This window comes from Pseudomonas sp. (assembly GCF_049590575.1).
In the GTDB taxonomy this organism is placed as follows: domain Bacteria; phylum Pseudomonadota; class Gammaproteobacteria; order Pseudomonadales; family Pseudomonadaceae; genus Aquipseudomonas.
Window position 1 is genome coordinate 1 of record NZ_JBAWDE010000261.1, and the last position, 15,856, is coordinate 15,856.

The 15,856-nt window shown below is 60.3% G+C and carries 14 protein-coding genes; all 14 read left to right on the forward strand.

Annotation, left to right across the window (positions count from 1 at the left end):
- Positions 1-655: flagellar assembly peptidoglycan hydrolase FlgJ (gene flgJ, locus WBR57_RS18035; RefSeq protein ID WP_424085226.1), on the forward strand; the 655-nt coding region annotated here is incomplete at its 5' end.
- 10 nt (positions 656-665) lie between these two features.
- Entirely contained in the window at positions 666-2,720 is a 2,055-nt protein-coding gene (flgK, locus tag WBR57_RS18040; protein WP_424085228.1) for a flagellar hook-associated protein FlgK, read from the forward strand.
- A gap of 14 nt (positions 2,721-2,734) precedes the next feature.
- Entirely contained in the window at positions 2,735-4,366 is a 1,632-nt protein-coding gene (locus tag WBR57_RS18045) for a flagellar hook-associated protein 3 (RefSeq protein WP_424085230.1), read from the forward strand.
- 276 nt (positions 4,367-4,642) lie between these two features.
- Positions 4,643-5,572 carry a ketoacyl-ACP synthase III gene (locus WBR57_RS18050; protein ID WP_304630183.1) on the forward strand — a complete coding sequence of 310 codons (930 nt, stop codon included), beginning with the start codon at positions 4,643-4,645 and terminating at the stop codon, positions 5,570-5,572.
- Between the two features lie 264 nt (positions 5,573-5,836).
- Positions 5,837-7,261: a flagellin gene (locus tag WBR57_RS18055; protein ID WP_424085232.1), complete on the forward strand. Its 1,425-nt coding sequence runs from the start codon at positions 5,837-5,839 to the stop codon at positions 7,259-7,261.
- Between the two features lie 74 nt (positions 7,262-7,335).
- A complete protein-coding gene (locus WBR57_RS18060; protein ID WP_122539500.1) occupies positions 7,336-7,686 on the forward strand; it encodes a flagellar protein FlaG in 351 nt (116 codons plus the stop codon).
- An 80-nt stretch (positions 7,687-7,766) separates the two neighbouring features.
- Entirely contained in the window at positions 7,767-9,173 is a 1,407-nt protein-coding gene (gene fliD, locus WBR57_RS18065) for a flagellar filament capping protein FliD (RefSeq protein WP_424085235.1), read from the forward strand.
- 140 nt (positions 9,174-9,313) lie between these two features.
- A complete protein-coding gene (gene fliS / locus WBR57_RS18070) occupies positions 9,314-9,718 on the forward strand; it encodes a flagellar export chaperone FliS (protein ID WP_122539498.1) in 405 nt (134 codons plus the stop codon).
- A 25-nt stretch (positions 9,719-9,743) separates the two neighbouring features.
- A complete protein-coding gene (gene fliT, locus WBR57_RS18075) occupies positions 9,744-10,040 on the forward strand; it encodes a flagellar protein FliT (protein WP_028617332.1) in 297 nt (98 codons plus the stop codon).
- Between the two features lie 171 nt (positions 10,041-10,211).
- Positions 10,212-11,687, forward strand: a complete 1,476-nt coding sequence (locus tag WBR57_RS18080) for a sigma-54 dependent transcriptional regulator (RefSeq protein WP_424085238.1) — start codon at positions 10,212-10,214, stop codon at positions 11,685-11,687.
- 110 nt (positions 11,688-11,797) lie between these two features.
- The gene (locus WBR57_RS18085; RefSeq protein ID WP_424085247.1) at positions 11,798-13,009 is read left to right on the forward strand and encodes a sensor histidine kinase; all 1,212 of its coding nucleotides are present in this window, start codon (positions 11,798-11,800) and stop codon (positions 13,007-13,009) included.
- Positions 13,010-13,016: 7 nt separating this feature from the next.
- Entirely contained in the window at positions 13,017-14,393 is a 1,377-nt protein-coding gene (locus tag WBR57_RS18090; protein ID WP_424085240.1) for a sigma-54-dependent transcriptional regulator, read from the forward strand.
- A gap of 131 nt (positions 14,394-14,524) precedes the next feature.
- Complete coding sequence (gene fliE, locus WBR57_RS18095) at positions 14,525-14,854, forward strand: flagellar hook-basal body complex protein FliE (RefSeq protein ID WP_424085243.1); 330 nt, start codon at positions 14,525-14,527, stop codon at positions 14,852-14,854.
- Between the two features lie 16 nt (positions 14,855-14,870).
- Positions 14,871-15,856, forward strand: a 986-nt coding sequence (gene fliF / locus WBR57_RS18100; RefSeq protein ID WP_424085245.1) for a flagellar basal-body MS-ring/collar protein FliF, incomplete at its 3' end; no start/stop codon positions are given.

A 15,856-nucleotide genomic window follows, 5' to 3' on the forward strand; every position in this document is an offset into this window, starting at 1 on the left:
CGCCACCACCGTCGCCCAGGCTGCGCCGCTGCGCAACAGCGCCGCCGCCGACAACGTGGTCAACAGCAGCGCGCGCACCTTTGCCGTGCCCAGCGGGCGCATGCAAGTGTATGGCCGCGCCGTGGCCCAGCCACCGCTGGCACCGGCGAAGAAAGCCTTCAGTTCCCAGGATGAATTCGTCGCCACCATGTTGCCGATGGCCAAGGCCGCCGCCGCGCGGATTGGCATCGACCCGAAATACCTGGTGGCACAGGCCGCCCTGGAAACCGGTTGGGGCAAATCGGTGATGCGCGCCGAGGACGGCAGCAGCAGCCACAACCTGTTCGGCATCAAGGCCGGCCAGAGTTGGCAGGGTGGTCAGGCACGTGCGATCACCAGCGAGTTTCGTGACGGGGCGATGGTCAAGGAAACGGCGCAGTTCCGCTCCTACGATTCTTACCAGGACAGCTTCCACGACCTCGTGACTTTGCTGCAAAGCAATGATCGCTATAAAGAAGTTGTGAAATCGGCCGACAACCCGGAACAGTTTGTACGCGAGTTGCAAAAAGCCGGTTACGCAACCGACCCGGCCTACGCCAGCAAGATTTCGCAGATCGCAAAAACCATGAACAGTTACCAGAACTACGCTGCCGCTGGCGCAACCACACATTTATAAGGTCTGAACCATGAGTTTGCTCAGTATCGGGATGTCAGGGCTCAATGCCGCTCAAGGATCGTTGTCGGTCTTGAGTAACAACATTGCCAACGCCAATACCGCGGGCTATTCGCGCCAGCAGACTACCCAGAGCTCGAACGCGTCGAACCCGTATGGCGGCGTATTCATCGGCACCGGCACCACCCTGTCCGATGTGCGCCGGGTGTACAACGAGTACCTGGACACGGCCTACCAGAACAGCACCTCGCTCAATAGCGATGCGGCGGCGTACCTGGACCAGGTCAGTGCCGTCGACAAGACCTTGTCGGACAAGACCACCGGCATGTCCGCCGTGCTCAGCTCGTTTTTCGCCGCAGTGCAGACCGCCTCGGCCAACCCGAACGATACCTCGGCGCGCCAGATCCTGCTGACCAACGCCCAGACCCTGAGCAACCGCTTCAACTCGATCTCCACCCAGCTGGGCCAGCAGAAAGAAACCATCAACAGCCAGCTGACGTCGATGAGCGATCAGGTCAACCAGCTGACCTCGTCGATTGCTTCCCTGAACAAGCAGATCAGCCAGGTGCAGGGTTCGTCCAATACCGCGCCGAACAACCTGCTGGATGCACGTGCCGAAGCCGTGCGCTCGCTCAATGAGCTGATCGGGGTGACCGCCAGCGAGAAAAACGGCGTGTTCAGCGTCAGCACCGGCAGCGGTCAGTCGCTGGTGCTGGGTGATCAGTCCAACACGATTTCCGCAGTGCCGAGCCAGAGCGACACCAGCCAATACACGATCCAGCTCAACATGGCCGGCAACACGGCCGTCGACCTGGGCAACGTGGTCAGCGGTGGCAGCATCGGCGGCCTGTTGCGTTATCGCAGCGACGTGCTGATGCCGGCGATCAACGACCTGGGCCGCATTGCCATCGTCACTGCCGACGCGATCAACAGCCAGCTCGGCCAGGGCGTCGACCTCAACGGTGAATTCGGCGCCTCGATGTTCAAGGACATCAACAGCGCGGCCTCCATCGCGCTGCGCAGCCAGGCGTCACAAGGCAACACCGGCGACGCAAGCCTGGGTGTGAAGATTACGGACAGCAGCAAGTTGACCAACTTCGACTACAAGGTCACCTTCAACGACAGTACCAACCTCAACAAGGCCACCGTGCTGCGTTCCGATGGCAAGGCCATGGGCACCTACGATCTGAGCACCACGCCGCCTCCGGTGATCGACGGGTTCACCCTGGCGGTCAACAACGGCGCGGTGGGGGTGCAGGCCGGTGACAGCTTCAAGGTCAGCCCGACCGCCAATGGCGCCAAGGAAATCGGCACCGTGCTCACCGACCCGAGCAAGATCGCGTTTGCCGCGCCGTTGCAGGGCGAGGCCGGCAAGTCGAACCAGGGCACCGGCACCTTCACGCCACCGACCCTGACCGTGCCCATCGATATCCAGAGCGGCGCGGATGCTGCGCAACTGCGGGTCGGGATCGCGAACTCGATGCCGGTGAAGATGGTGTTCGGCGACACGGCGGCCGATGGCACGCAGAGCTACACCTTGAGCAATGCCAAGGGTGAGCCCATCGGCACCGGCACTATCGTGCCGGGGCAGGCCAACAAGATCACCATCAACGTACCGATGCGTGACGCCAGCGGCAACCTGTTGAGCCCGGCCAAGAGCTTCAGCTTCGACACCACCGTGGCCGGTTCGCCGACCAATGGTGACAGCACCTCGTTCTCGTTCAATGCCAACGGCAAGTCCGACAACCGTAACGCCCAGGCGCTGATCAATCTGCAGACCAAGGCGACCGTAGGTGTCGGCGCCGATGGCAGTGGCGGGCTCAGCCTGGTAGGGGCCAACAGCAAGTTGGTGTCGACCGTGGGCGCCAAGGCCGCCGCGGCCACCACCGATACAACGGCCACCACCGCACTGTTGACGGCCAACAAGAACGCGCGCAATTCGGTGTCCCAGGTCAACCTGGACGAAGAGGCGGGCGACATGATCAAGTTCCAGCAGTACTACACCGCGTCGTCGCAGATCATCAAGGCTGCGCAAGAAACCTTCAGTACGCTGATCAATAGTCTTTAAGGGAGTCGGGGACGATGCGCATTTCTACACAGCAGTATTTCGACACCAGTGCCACGCGTTATACGGATAACTACTCCAGTGTGGTCAAGGCCCAGCAGCAGGCGAGCTCCGGCGTGCGTGTACAGACCGCCGCGGATGATCCCGTTGCCGCGCAACGCCTGCTGATGCTGCAACAGCAAAAAGACATGCTGGCCCAATACAGCGGCAACATCACCAGCATTCAAAACACCCTGACCAACGAAGAAAGCGTGCTGACGGCGATCAGTACCACGATCCAGGCCGGTAGCCAGCTGGCCCTGCGCGCCGGTGGCGTGACCAGTGATGCCGACCGCAAGTCGATTGCGGTCGAGGTCGGCGCGCTTGAGGATCAACTGCTGGGCTTGCTCAACAGCAAGGACGCGGCGGGCAATTACCTGTTCTCCGGCTCCAAGACCGATACGCCGCCGTACTCGCGCAACAACGACGGTACCTACAGCTATCAGGGCGACGAGAACGAGCTGAGCCTGCAGGTTTCTGAAACGCTGAACGTGCGCACCGGCGATACCGGCAAGACCATCCTTGAAGGCGCGGTGAACACCAGCCGCACCCAGTCCAATTACATTGCACCGGCGACTGCCCCAGTGGCGCCGGCGATTTCGCCGCCGCTGGTGGATGACCACAAGGTCGCGATCTCGGCCGGCCTGGTCACGTCCGGCACCGACTACACCAAGCAGTTCGCTGACGGCCAGCCGTACAAGGTGACCTTTACCAGCAGCACCCAATACGTGGTGACTGACAAGGACAACAACAACATTACCTCGCAGTTGCCAGGTAATGGCACGTTCGATTCCACCAAGGAAGGCAGCGCCAGCATCAACGTGCGCGGGGTCAAGTTCGACATCACGGTCGACCTTACCGACACCGCCACCGGGCCGAATGCCGATGCGCTGGTCAAGGGCCGAGAGTTCAGCCTGAGCGCCACGCCGGACGCCTTCAACACCGCGCGGACCCCGAGCAACACGTCGTCGGCGCAATTGACCAATCCCCGCGTCAGCAGCGCGGCCGACTACTCCAGCACCTTTCCGAACAGCGGCGTGTTGATCAAGTTCGACGACACCGACCCGACGGCTTATAAAGTCTATGCCCAGCCTTATAGCGCCAACAGCAAGGCGATTGGCGACGGCGTGATCAATACCGGCACTCCGCCGGCTGCGAGCACGATCACCGCAGCGGGGGTTACCTTCGAGCTGAGCGGCACACCGAATACGGGCGATCAGTTTTCGGTCGGCAATAGCACGCAGAAAACCCAGAATGCCCTCGACACCCTGAGCCAGCTGCGCCAGGCCCTGGAGCTGCCGGCAGATGGCATCCCGGGCGCGCGGGTCAAGCTTCAGGACGCCTTGAACGCGGCCGTCAGTAACCTGACCAACTCGTCTGACCAGGTCGACAACGTGCGCGGCTCGATTGGTGCGCGGCAGAATGCGCTGACCGTGCAAGCCAGCGAAAACACCAGCGTCGGCCTGGCCAACACCAGCACCATGAGCGCGCTGGCCAATGTCGACATGGGCGAGGCGGCGATCAACCTGACGTTGCAGCAAACCATGCTGGAAGCCTCGCAGCTGGCGTTTGTTAAAGTCTCGCAACTGAGCCTGTTCAACAAGATGTAAGCGGCGGCACGTCAAGCGGCCCAGCCTGGAAACAGGCTGGGCCGTTGTCGTTTATGGGGTTTAAATGTTTGAAGGTTTTGCATAAAGCACACACAATTGAGTGACCTGTGAGTCATAAAGCGCATCTTCACTGTATCGTGTGAAAAGGATAAGTCGTCACAGGGTCCGTGCAGGGCGGCTTTCAGCGAGATTTTTACGGGGTTATCCCCTTTATTGTCAGCACTCCGGGCGCAGGCCCTGGGGTGTTCTCCAGCTATTTAGTATTGGGAAGCCACAATGATTGGCATAAAAAGCATCGCCAGTTACGTGCCGGCAGACGGGATCGATAACTACGCCCAGGGTGCCAAATTCGCCAAGGATGAAGAGTTCATCATTGGCAAGATCGGTTCGGCCTTCCTGCCGCGCAAGGAAGCCGCGCAGGAAACTTCCGACCTGTGTGTCGAGGCGGTCAACGCTTTGTTTGCCAACAACCCGCAGTTGAAGCGCGAATCCATCGACGCGCTGATCGTTGTCACCCAGAACGGTGACGAAGAGGGCTTGCCCCACACCGCTGCTATCGTTCAGGACAAGCTGGGCCTGCCGACCCACGTGGCCGCGTTTGATATCTCCCTGGGCTGCTCCGGCTACGTCTACGGCATTTACGCGATGAAGGGCTTCATGGAAGCCGCCGGCCTGAAAAACGGCCTGCTGATCACCGCCGACCCGTATTCGAAGATCGTCGACCCGGAAGACCGCAACACCACCATGCTATTCGGCGACGCCGCCACCGCGACCTGGATGGGCGAAGACGCGCCGTGGCTGCTGGGCAAGTCCAAGTTCGGTACCGACGGTTCCGGCGCACCGCACCTGAAGGTCAGCGATGGCGTGTTTTTCATGAACGGCCGCCAGGTCTTCAACTTTGCGCTGCTCAAAGTGCCGGCGCATTTGCACGAGCTGCTCAACGAGTCGGACCTCAAGGCCGATGACATCGACGCCTTCTGCATTCACCAGGGCAGTGCGGCAATTGTCGACGCCGTGGCGCGTCGCTTTGAAGATGCGCCGGTGGACAAGTTCATCAAGGACATGGTCGAGACCGGCAACACCGTGTCGTCGAGCATTCCGTTGCTGCTCGAAAAGCACGTGATGGACGCCACCTGGAAGCGTGTGGCGATCAGTGGTTTTGGCGTGGGCCTGTCGTGGGGCTCGGCGATTCTTTATCGTCCGTGACGCTTTTATAGGCCATATAAAAAACGCCGATGATCGAAAGATCATCGGCGTTTTTTATTTGGCGTCAGAAAAACCAATGTTTGCTGGGTTTTGTGCCTGCCTAAACCCTTGAATTACAAGGGGTGGCACGGCGCCAGCAAAAAAAATCAAAAAAATCCTCAAGCAACCGGCTACCACGACGATAACTATTACGTAGGTTCTCAGGCCACACCCGGCGGTTGCCAGGGCCGGAAGCCGCAGTATCCATCCAACGAGGATTTCGTCATGGCTTTAACAGTAAACACCAACATTGCTTCGATCACTACTCAGGGCAACCTGAACAAAGCTGGCGGCGCCCTGGCCACTTCCATGCAGCGCCTGTCTTCCGGCCTGCGTATCAACAGCGCTAAAGACGACGCTGCCGGCCTGCAGATCGCTAACCGCCTGACCAGCCAAATCAACGGCCTGGGCCAAGCAGTAAAAAACGTGAACGACGGTATCTCCATCGCTCAGACCGCTGAAGGCGCGATGCAGGCTTCGACCGACATCCTGCAAAAAATGCGTACCCTGGCTCTGTCCTCCGCTACTGGCTCCCTCAGCGCTGACGACCGTAAGTCGAACAACGACGAATACCAGGCTCTGACTTCGGAACTGACCCGTATCTCCACCACCACTACCTTCGGTGGCCAGAAGCTGCTGGACGGTTCGTACGGTACCAAAGCCATCCAGGTTGGCGCCAACGCTAACGAAACCATCAACCTGAGCCTGGAAAACGTTTCGGCCAACAACATCGGCTCCCAGCAGCTGAAAAGCGTTGCCATCGCCCCAGGCACCGGCACTGCCGCCGGCGCGATCAACGTAACCGGTAACGGTCAGACCGGTACTTACACCGCAAGCACCGGCGACTCGGCTAAAACCATCGCCAGCAACCTGAACGGCATCATCGGTGGCCTGACTGCAACTGCCAGCACCGAAGCCAAGTTCGCTGTAGACGAAGCTGCTGCTACTACTACCCCAGCGTCGTTCACCCTGACCGTAGGCAGCGCATCCGTAGACTTCAAAGGCGTGACCAGCCAAGCCGGCCTGGCCGACCAACTGAAATCCAACGCCGCTAAATTGGGTATCAGCGTCAGCTACGACGAAAGCAAAAAGACTCTGGAAGTCAAGTCCGACACCGGTGAAAACATCGTGGTCAGCGGTTCGACTGCTCCTGGTTCGGTGACTGTTGCTGCTAAAGACGGCGCAGGCGCTTACGGTGCTCCAGTTGCTCTGGCTGACGCCCTGATCGTTACCGGTCAAGTGTCGCTGGACTCCGCCAAAGGCTACTCCCTGAGCGGTGCTGGTGTTGCTGGTCTGTTCGCTGCCGGTGCTGCCACCGAAGCTGCTTCGACCAAAACCACCGTTGCTCAAACCGACGTGACCGACGCTACCAAGGCCCAAAACGCCCTGGCAGTCATCGACAAAGCCATCGGCACCATCGACGGCGTGCGTTCGGGCCTGGGTGCTACCCAGAACCGTCTGACTACCACTGCAGACAACCTGCAGAACATTCAGAAGAACTCCACCGCTGCACGTTCCACCGTTCAGGACGTCGACTTCGCTTCCGAAACCGCCGAGCTGACCAAGCAACAAACCCTGCAATCGGCTTCCACCGCGATCCTGTCGCAGGCTAACCAGCTGCCATCCGCTGTACTGAAGCTGCTTCAGTAATTCCAGCGCTTGGTAACTAACGGAAGGGCGCGTCTACGTGCCCTTCCGTTTTTTCGGTTTAGAGGAGATTGGACATGGACATGAGTGTAAAGCTGAACCAGTCTTATCCGCCGGTTGCCCCCCAAAGCGCACCTGCTCAGGTTGCAGTCGACAGAAGCATCACCCAAGTCCAGGAAACCCCGGCCATCGGCAAACAGCCGGAGCGCGCGGACCTGGAAAAAGCGGTTACCGATATTCGAGATTTCGTCCAGGCTACCCAGCGCAGCCTGGACTTTTCCATTGATGACTCCACCCATCGCGTGGTGGTCAAGGTCATCAACACCGACAACGGTGAAGTGATTCGCCAGATTCCGTCGGAAACGGCGTTGAAACTGGCACAGAGCCTTTCCAGCACGAGCAACTTGTTGTTTGACGACAAGGCGTAAGCTGGCATGAAACTTGTTGCTGTCGTGGCTTGAGCTGTAACAAGTCAAGAAAACGGCAGCCACCGAACAGGAGATAGATGATGGCGGGTTCAACGGTAAGTGGTATCGGTTCGAACATCGATACGCAAGCGATCGTGACATCCTTGGTCAACGCCGAGAAGGTGCCCAAGCAGACGCAGATCAATACCGCGTCCGCGAAAGCGACCACCACGCTGTCTTCGATCGGCAAGATTCAGGCGGCGCTGGATGCGTTCCGTGGCGCGCTGGACACCATGTCCACCGGCAACAGCTTCACGGGCTTGACCGGCTCTTCTTCGGACGAAAAGGTCGCCACCATGACGGCCAGCAACACCGCCTCCAACGGTAGCTTCCGTTTGATCGTGAGCCAGCTGGCGCAGGCGTCCAAGTTGTCGAGTGCGAACTACAAAGGTGGTGCTACCACTGTTGTGAACGCCACCGACAAGCCGACGACCCTGACCATTACCCAGTCAGGCAAGGACTACGACCTGAGCGTGCCGGCCGGTGCGACCCTGCAACAGGTGCGTGACTCGATCAACACCCAGTTCGGCACATCCGGTTTGAGCGCCAACATCCAGACCGACTCCAATGGCTCGCGGCTGATCCTGACCTCGACCAATATGGGTACGGGCTCGGACCTGACGCTGTCGGGTAATTCCGGGTTGGACACCGGCGCGACGGTGGTTGATAAGCCGTTGGATGCGCTGTACAGCATCGATGGCGTCAAATCCGTTTCCAAGACCAACAGCATTGAAGGCGCCCTCAGTGGCGTGAACATCAAGCTGGTGTCGGTTTCTGCACTGACGACGGCGGGCGATACGGGTGGTGTAGATGCCGCAAGGAACGCCACGCTGATTACGGTCAGCACCAACAACGCAGCCCTCAAGTCCGGGGTCAAAGGCTTTGTCGACACCTACAACGCCCTGATCACCGCGATGAACGCCGAAACCAAGATCACCACCAACCTCGACGGCAGCACCACGGCCGCGGCGTTGACGGGCGACTCGACCATGCGTTCGCTGCAGAACGCGATCCGCAACGAGTTCAACGCGCTGTCGGGCACCGGTACGCTGAAGTCCCTGGCCCAATTTGGCGTGACCACCAGCTCGACCACCGGCTTGCTGAGCCTGGACGATAAAAAGTGGGATGCGGCCGTCAAAACCAACGCCGCCGACATCAGCAGCATGTTCTCCGGCAAGGATGGCATGCTGGCGCGTATGAAAAGCGCCACGGATGATTACGCCAAGGCGAGCACCGGCATCCTGGCCACGCGTTCTACGTCCTTGTCTGACACGCTGAAGGACCTGACCAAGGATCAAGCGTCGCTCGACGAGCGCATGACCCTGCTCACCAGCAGCCTGTCGGCCAAATACAACGCCATGGACACCCTGGTCGCCCAACTGCGCCAGCAAAGCACCAGTGTCATGACCACGCTCAATGCATTGAACAACGTCAAGACCAATACTTGATCCCAGCTAGTGAAAAAGGCCAGGCAAACTGCCTGGCCTTTTTTTTATCGCAGGACGACTGGCGCTAAAGCTTTTTGCGAACCCGTCGACATATTGGTTACTAGAATCCTTTTCGCTGTCGCCTGTCACGAGGTAGAAACATGAATCCCATGAGAGCCCTTCGCCAATACCAGAAGGTCAATTCCCATGCTCAGATCTCCGAAGCCAGCCCGCATCGCTTGGTACAGATGTTGATGGAAGGCGGCCTGGACCGTATGGCCCAAGCCAAAGGCGCCCTCGCGCGCGGCGACATCGCGGCCAAGGGCCTGATGCTCGGCAAGGCCATCGACATCGTCATCGGCCTGCGTGACGGCCTGGATGCGCAGAAAAGTGACAACCCGGCTTACGTCCAGCAGTTGGAAAGTTTGTATGCATATATGACCAACCGTCTGATGGAAGCCAACCTGCATAACGACGCCGACATGATCGATGAAGTCGCCCGGTTGCTGATTACCGTGAAAGAAGGCTGGGATGCCATTGCGGCGCCACAGGCTGTAGCAGAATAAGGCCTGAGGCCTTGAGGAACACGTCATGAGCCAAGCACTGCAACGCATTGATGAAACCCGTGAGGCGCTGATGGGCGCGCTGGCGGACCGTAATTGGGACGCCATCGGCGAGCTCGATATGGGCTGTCGCGACGTGATCGAGCAGGTGCTCAGTGAGGCGCCGGTGGACGAGGATGCGTTGCGTGAGAAGCTCGAGAGCCTGCTGGCGGTGTACCAGCAACTGCTTGAAGTGACGACAGGTGAACGCCAGGCGATTTTCGAAGAGATGTCGCAGATCAACCAAGCGAAAAACGCGTCAAAGGTTTACCATCTGTTCGGCTGAACAGGCGCAGTTAATCCGACCGGCGCGTCATAAATTTGACCGTGCCAGCTTTTTTGACTTAACTAGTGCTGTTTTCAGATTTCAGACGTCTAGTAAGGTAAGAAGTCTTACGGGCGTCTCGATTGCCCTCACTCTTGGGGCAGAGCGTTTTACTAGGGAAGTTGCTATTGCATGTGGCGTGAAACCAAAATTCTGCTGATTGATGACGATAGCGTCCGCCGCCGCGATTTAGCGGTGATTTTGAATTTTCTCGGCGAAGAAAATTTGCCCTGCGGCAGCCATGACTGGCAGCAGGCGGTCAGCTCCTTGTCATCGAGCCGTGAAGTCATTTGTGTGCTGATCGGGACGGTAAACGCTCCTGGCGCTGTTTTGGGCTTGTTAAAGACACTGTCTACCTGGGATGAGTTCCTTCCGGTGTTGCTGATGGGCGATATTTCTTCTGTCGACCTGCCGGAAGACCAGCGCCGCCGCGTGCTTTCCACCCTGGAAATGCCCCCCAGCTACAGCAAATTGCTCGATTCCCTGCACCGCGCCCAGGTCTATCGCGAGATGTACGACCAGGCCCGCGAGCGCGGTCGCCACCGCGAACCCAACCTGTTCCGCAGCCTCGTCGGCACCAGCCGGGCGATTCAGCACGTGCGCCAGATGATGCAGCAAGTTGCCGATACCGACGCCAGCGTGCTGATCCTCGGCGAGTCCGGCACCGGCAAGGAAGTGGTGGCGCGCAACCTGCACTATCACTCCAAGCGCCGCGACGGGCCTTTTGTGCCAGTCAACTGCGGGGCGATTCCGGCCGAGCTGCTGGAAAGCGAATTGTTCGGCCACGAGAAGGGCGCCTTTACCGGGGCGATCACCAGCCGTGCCGGGCGTTTCGAGCTGGCCAACGGCGGCACCCTGTTCCTCGACGAAATCGGCGACATGCCGCTGCCGATGCAGGTCAAGCTGCTGCGTGTGCTGCAGGAGCGCACCTTCGAGCGCGTGGGCAGCAACAAGACCCAGAGCGTCGACGTGCGCATCATCGCCGCCACCCACAAGAACCTCGAAAGCATGATCGAGGTCGGCAGCTTCCGCGAAGACCTGTACTACCGCCTCAACGTCTTCCCGATCGAGATGGCCCCGCTGCGTGAGCGCGTGGAAGACATCCCGTTGCTGATGAACGAACTGATCTCGCGCATGGAACACGAAAAGCGCGGCTCGATACGCTTCAACTCCGCCGCGATCATGTCGCTGTGCCGCCACGGCTGGCCGGGCAACGTCCGCGAGCTGGCCAACCTGGTGGAGCGCATGGCGATCATGCACCCCTACGGCGTGATCGGCGTGGTTGAGCTGCCGAAGAAATTCCGCTACGTCGACGATGAAGACGAGCAACTGGTCGACAGCCTGCGCAGTGACATGGAAGAACGGGTGGCCATCAACGGCCACGCTCCGGACTTCGGTTCCACCGCCATGCTGCCGCCTGAAGGCCTGGACCTGAAGGACTACCTCGGCAACCTCGAGCAAGGCCTTATTCAGCAGGCTCTGGACGACGCCAACGGCATCGTCGCACGTGCCGCCGAGCGCCTGCGCATCCGCCGAACCACCCTGGTGGAGAAGATGCGAAAGTACGGTATGAGCCGCAAAGAAGGTGATGAACAGGCGGATGATTGACGCCCGTTTTCCAAACCGCTGAAATTTCAGCGGTTTTTTTTCGGCACAACTATTGCTACAGCCCTCGCAACGTTCCGTTTAACTGACGGTCAGCCAAGCGAGAGAGCATGATGCCCCACGCCGCCCAACAATCTGCCAGCCCGGCCATTCCAGGGCTGGTTCCCTCTGTAGAGCAGCAAAGCCGCGAGGGCCTCGAAACGGCCTTTTCGCTGTTCAACCAGATGTCGAGCCAATTGACCGATTCCTACAGCCTGCTTGAAGCCCGGGTGTCCGAGCTCAAAGGCGAGTTGGCGGTGGTCAGCGCCCAGCGCATGGAAGAGCTGGCCGAGAAAGAGCGCCTGGCCAACCGTCTGCAAAACCTGCTGTCGCTGTTGCCCGGTGGCGTCATTGTGATCGACGACCAGGGCCGCGTGCGCGAAGCCAACCCGGCGGCCTGCGACATGCTCGGCCTGCCGCTGGAAGGTGAGCTGTGGCGCCACGTGATCACCCGCTGCTTTGCACCGCGTGAAGACGACGGCCACGAAATTTCTCTGAAAGACGGGCGCCGCTTGTCCATCGCCACCCGTTCCCTGGACGCGGAGCCGGGCCAACTGGTGCTGCTCAACGACCTGACTGAAACCCGTCACCTGCAGGACCAACTGGCGCGGCATGAGCGTTTGTCGTCGCTGGGGCGGATGGTCGCTTCGCTGGCGCATCAGATCCGCACGCCGTTGTCGGCGGCGTTGATCTACGCCAGTCATTTGACTGATGAGCAATTGCCGGCCGCCACCCACCAGCGATTTGCCGGGCGCCTCAAGGAGCGTCTGCATGAATTGGAGCACCAGGTGCGCGACATGCTGGTGTTTGCCCGCGGCGAATTGCCGCTGACCGACCGCATCACTCCCGCCGAGCTGATGAACGCTCTGCAAGCTGCGGCCGCCACGCACATCCAGGACGTGCACGTGCGCTGGCAGTGCGACAGCCACCTCGGTGAGCTGCTGTGCAACCGCGACACCCTGGTCGGCTCGCTGCTCAACCTGATCGAAAACGCCACCCAGGCCAGTGGCCCGGGCGCGCGGCTCAAAGTGCACCTGTACAACCGCGCGCAAACCCTGCGGCTGTGCATCAGCGACAGCGGCAGCGGGATCGAACCCGCCGTGTTGCAGCGCCTGGGCGAACCTTTTTTCACCACCAAGACCAACGGTACCGGCCTCGGCCTGACCGTGGTCAAGGCAGTGGCACGTGCGCATCAGGGAGAATTGCAGCTGCATTCCCGGTTGGGGCGTGGCACCTGTGCATTGATGACCTTGCCGCTGTTTTCATGCGCGGCAAGCGCGGAGTAAAAAAGTAATGGCTATCAAGGTTCTGTTGGTGGAAGACGATCGCGCCCTGCGTGAAGCATTGGCTGACACGCTGCTGTTGGCGGGCCATGACTACCGGGCGGTCGGTTCTGCCGAGGAAGCCTTGGAGGCCGTCGAGCAGGAAGCCTTCAGCCTGGTGGTCAGTGACGTGAACATGCCCGGCATGGACGGCCACCAGTTGCTCGGCCTGCTGCGTGCGCGTCAGCCGCAGTTGCCGGTGCTGCTGATGACCGCGCATGGCGCGGTGGAGCGTGCGGTGGACGCGATGCGCCAGGGCGCGGCGGATTACCTGGTCAAACCCTTCGAGCCCAAAGCGCTGATCGAACTGGTGGCGCGGCATGCGCTTGGTGTGATCTCGGCGACCGAGGGCGAAGGCCCGATTGCCTTCGAGCCGGCCAGTGCACAGCTGCTGGAGCTGGCGGCCCGCGTGGCGCGCAGTGATTCCACCGTGCTGATTTCCGGCGAGTCCGGCACCGGTAAAGAAGTGCTGGCGCGCTATATCCACCAGCAATCGACCCGCGCCAAACAACCGTTTATCGCGATCAATTGCGCGGCGATCCCCGACAACATGCTCGAAGCCACGCTGTTCGGCCACGAAAAAGGCTCCTTCACCGGTGCCATCGCGGCCCAGGCGGGCAAGTTCGAGCAGGCGGACGGCGGCACCATTTTGCTCGATGAAATCTCGGAAATGCCCTTGGGCCTGCAAGCCAAATTGCTGCGGGTGTTGCAGGAGCGCGAAGTCGAGCGCGTTGGCGCGCGCAAGCCGATCCAGTTGGATATCCGCGTGGTCGCCACCACCAACCGCGACCTTGCCGGCGAAGTGGCGGCGGGGCGCTTCCGTGAGGATCTGTTCTACCGGCTTTCGGTGTTCCCCCTGGCCTGGCGCCCGCTGCGCGAGCGCCCGGCGGATATCATCCCGCTGGCCGAGCGCCTGCTGAACAACCACGTCAAAAAAATGAAGCACGCCCAGGCGCGGCTGTCGGCCGAGGCCCAGGCGTGCCTGATCGCTTACCCATGGCCGGGTAATGTGCGGGAACTGGATAACGCCATCCAGCGCGCGCTGATTTTGCAGCAGGGCGGGCTGATCCAGCCGCAGGATTTCTGCCTGTCGATGGGCAGTGGTGCGGCGCCCTTGCCGACGTTGGCGCCCGCGCCCGTGGTGGCTGAAGCCGAACCCGCCGGCGCCCTGGGTGACGACCTGCGTCGCCGTGAATTCCAGATGATCATCGACACCCTGCGCGCCGAGCGCGGCCGCCGCAAAGAAGCCGCCGAACGCCTGGGCATCAGCCCGCGCACCCTGCGCTATAAACTGGCGCAGATGCGTGACGCCGGAATGGACGTGGAAGCGTATCTCTTCGCCACCTGACCGGTAACAAGTTCGACAAGGTTTGTCGCCTTTTCTTACGAGTTGCTACAGAGCTGGCACCCTTGTTGCTACCTCCCCTAGTAATCGCTGCGTAGTGTCAAAAATTTGCGGGTTGTCGGAGAGAGAAGGTCATGAGCCAGGGTATTGAGTTCAATCGGTTGATGTTGGATATGCGCTCCATGCAAATGGATGCCATGGCCCAACCGAAATCCGTCGCGCAAGCGCCGCAATTGGGCCAAAGCAGTTTCGCCGACATGCTGGGTTCGGCCATCAATAAAGTCAGTGATACCCAGCAAGCCTCCAGTCAGTTGGCCACCGCGTTCGAAATCGGCAAAAGCGGCGTGGACCTCACCGACGTGATGGTCGCCTCGCAAAAAGCCAGCGTGTCGTTTCAGGCCCTGACCCAAGTGCGTAACAAGTTGGTTCAAGCCTATCAAGACATCATGCAGATGCCGGTTTAAGGACGAGATTTAAGTCATGGCAGAAGCAGTCGTGGATAACGTACCCGCCAAGGCAGACGGCAAGCCGCCGCTGTTTGGCCTGTCGTTCCTGGAAAACCTCTCGGAAATGACCATGCTGCGTCAGGTGGGCCTGATGGTCGGCCTGGCGGCGAGCGTGGCGATTGGTTTTGCCGTGGTGCTGTGGTCGCAGCAACCGGATTACCGCCCGCTGTATGGCAGCCTGGCCGGGATGGATTCCAAGCAGATCATGGAAACCCTGGCCGCCGCCGACATCGCGTACACCGTGGAGCCCAACTCCGGCGCCTTGCTGGTCAAGGCCGACGATGTGGCCCGTGCGCGTATGAAACTGGCTGCGGCCGGTGTCACCCCGTCCGACAGCAATATCGGTTTTGAAATCCTCGACAAGGACCAGGGCCTGGGTACCAGCCAGTTCATGGAAGCCACCCGCTACCGTCGTGGCCTGGAAGGCGAGCTGGCCCGCACCATCTCCAGCCTGAACAACGTCAAGGGTGCCCGCGTGCACCTGGCCATTCCGAAAAGCTCGGTGTTTGTGCGCGATGAGCGCAAGCCAAGCGCTTCGGTACTGGTCGAACTTTTCTCCGGCCGCTCCCTGGAGCCTGGCCAGGTATTGGCAATCATCAACCTGGTGGCCACCAGCGTTCCCGAATTGAGCAAGTCGCAGATCACCGTGGTCGACCAGAAGGGCAACCTGCTGTCCGACATGGCGGAAAACTCCGCGCTGACCCAGGCCGGCAAGCAGTTCGACTACAGCCGCCGCATGGAGAGCATGCTGACCCAGCGTGTGCACAACATCCTGCAACCGGTGTTGGGCAATGACCGCTACAAGGCGGAAGTGTCCGCCGACGTCGACTTCAGCGCCGTCGAGTCGACCTCCGAGCAGTTCAACCCGGACCAGCCGGCGCTGCGCAGCGAGCAGTCGACCAGCGAACAACGCACCGCCAGCAATGGCCCGCAAGGCGTGCCGGGCGCCCTGAGCAACCA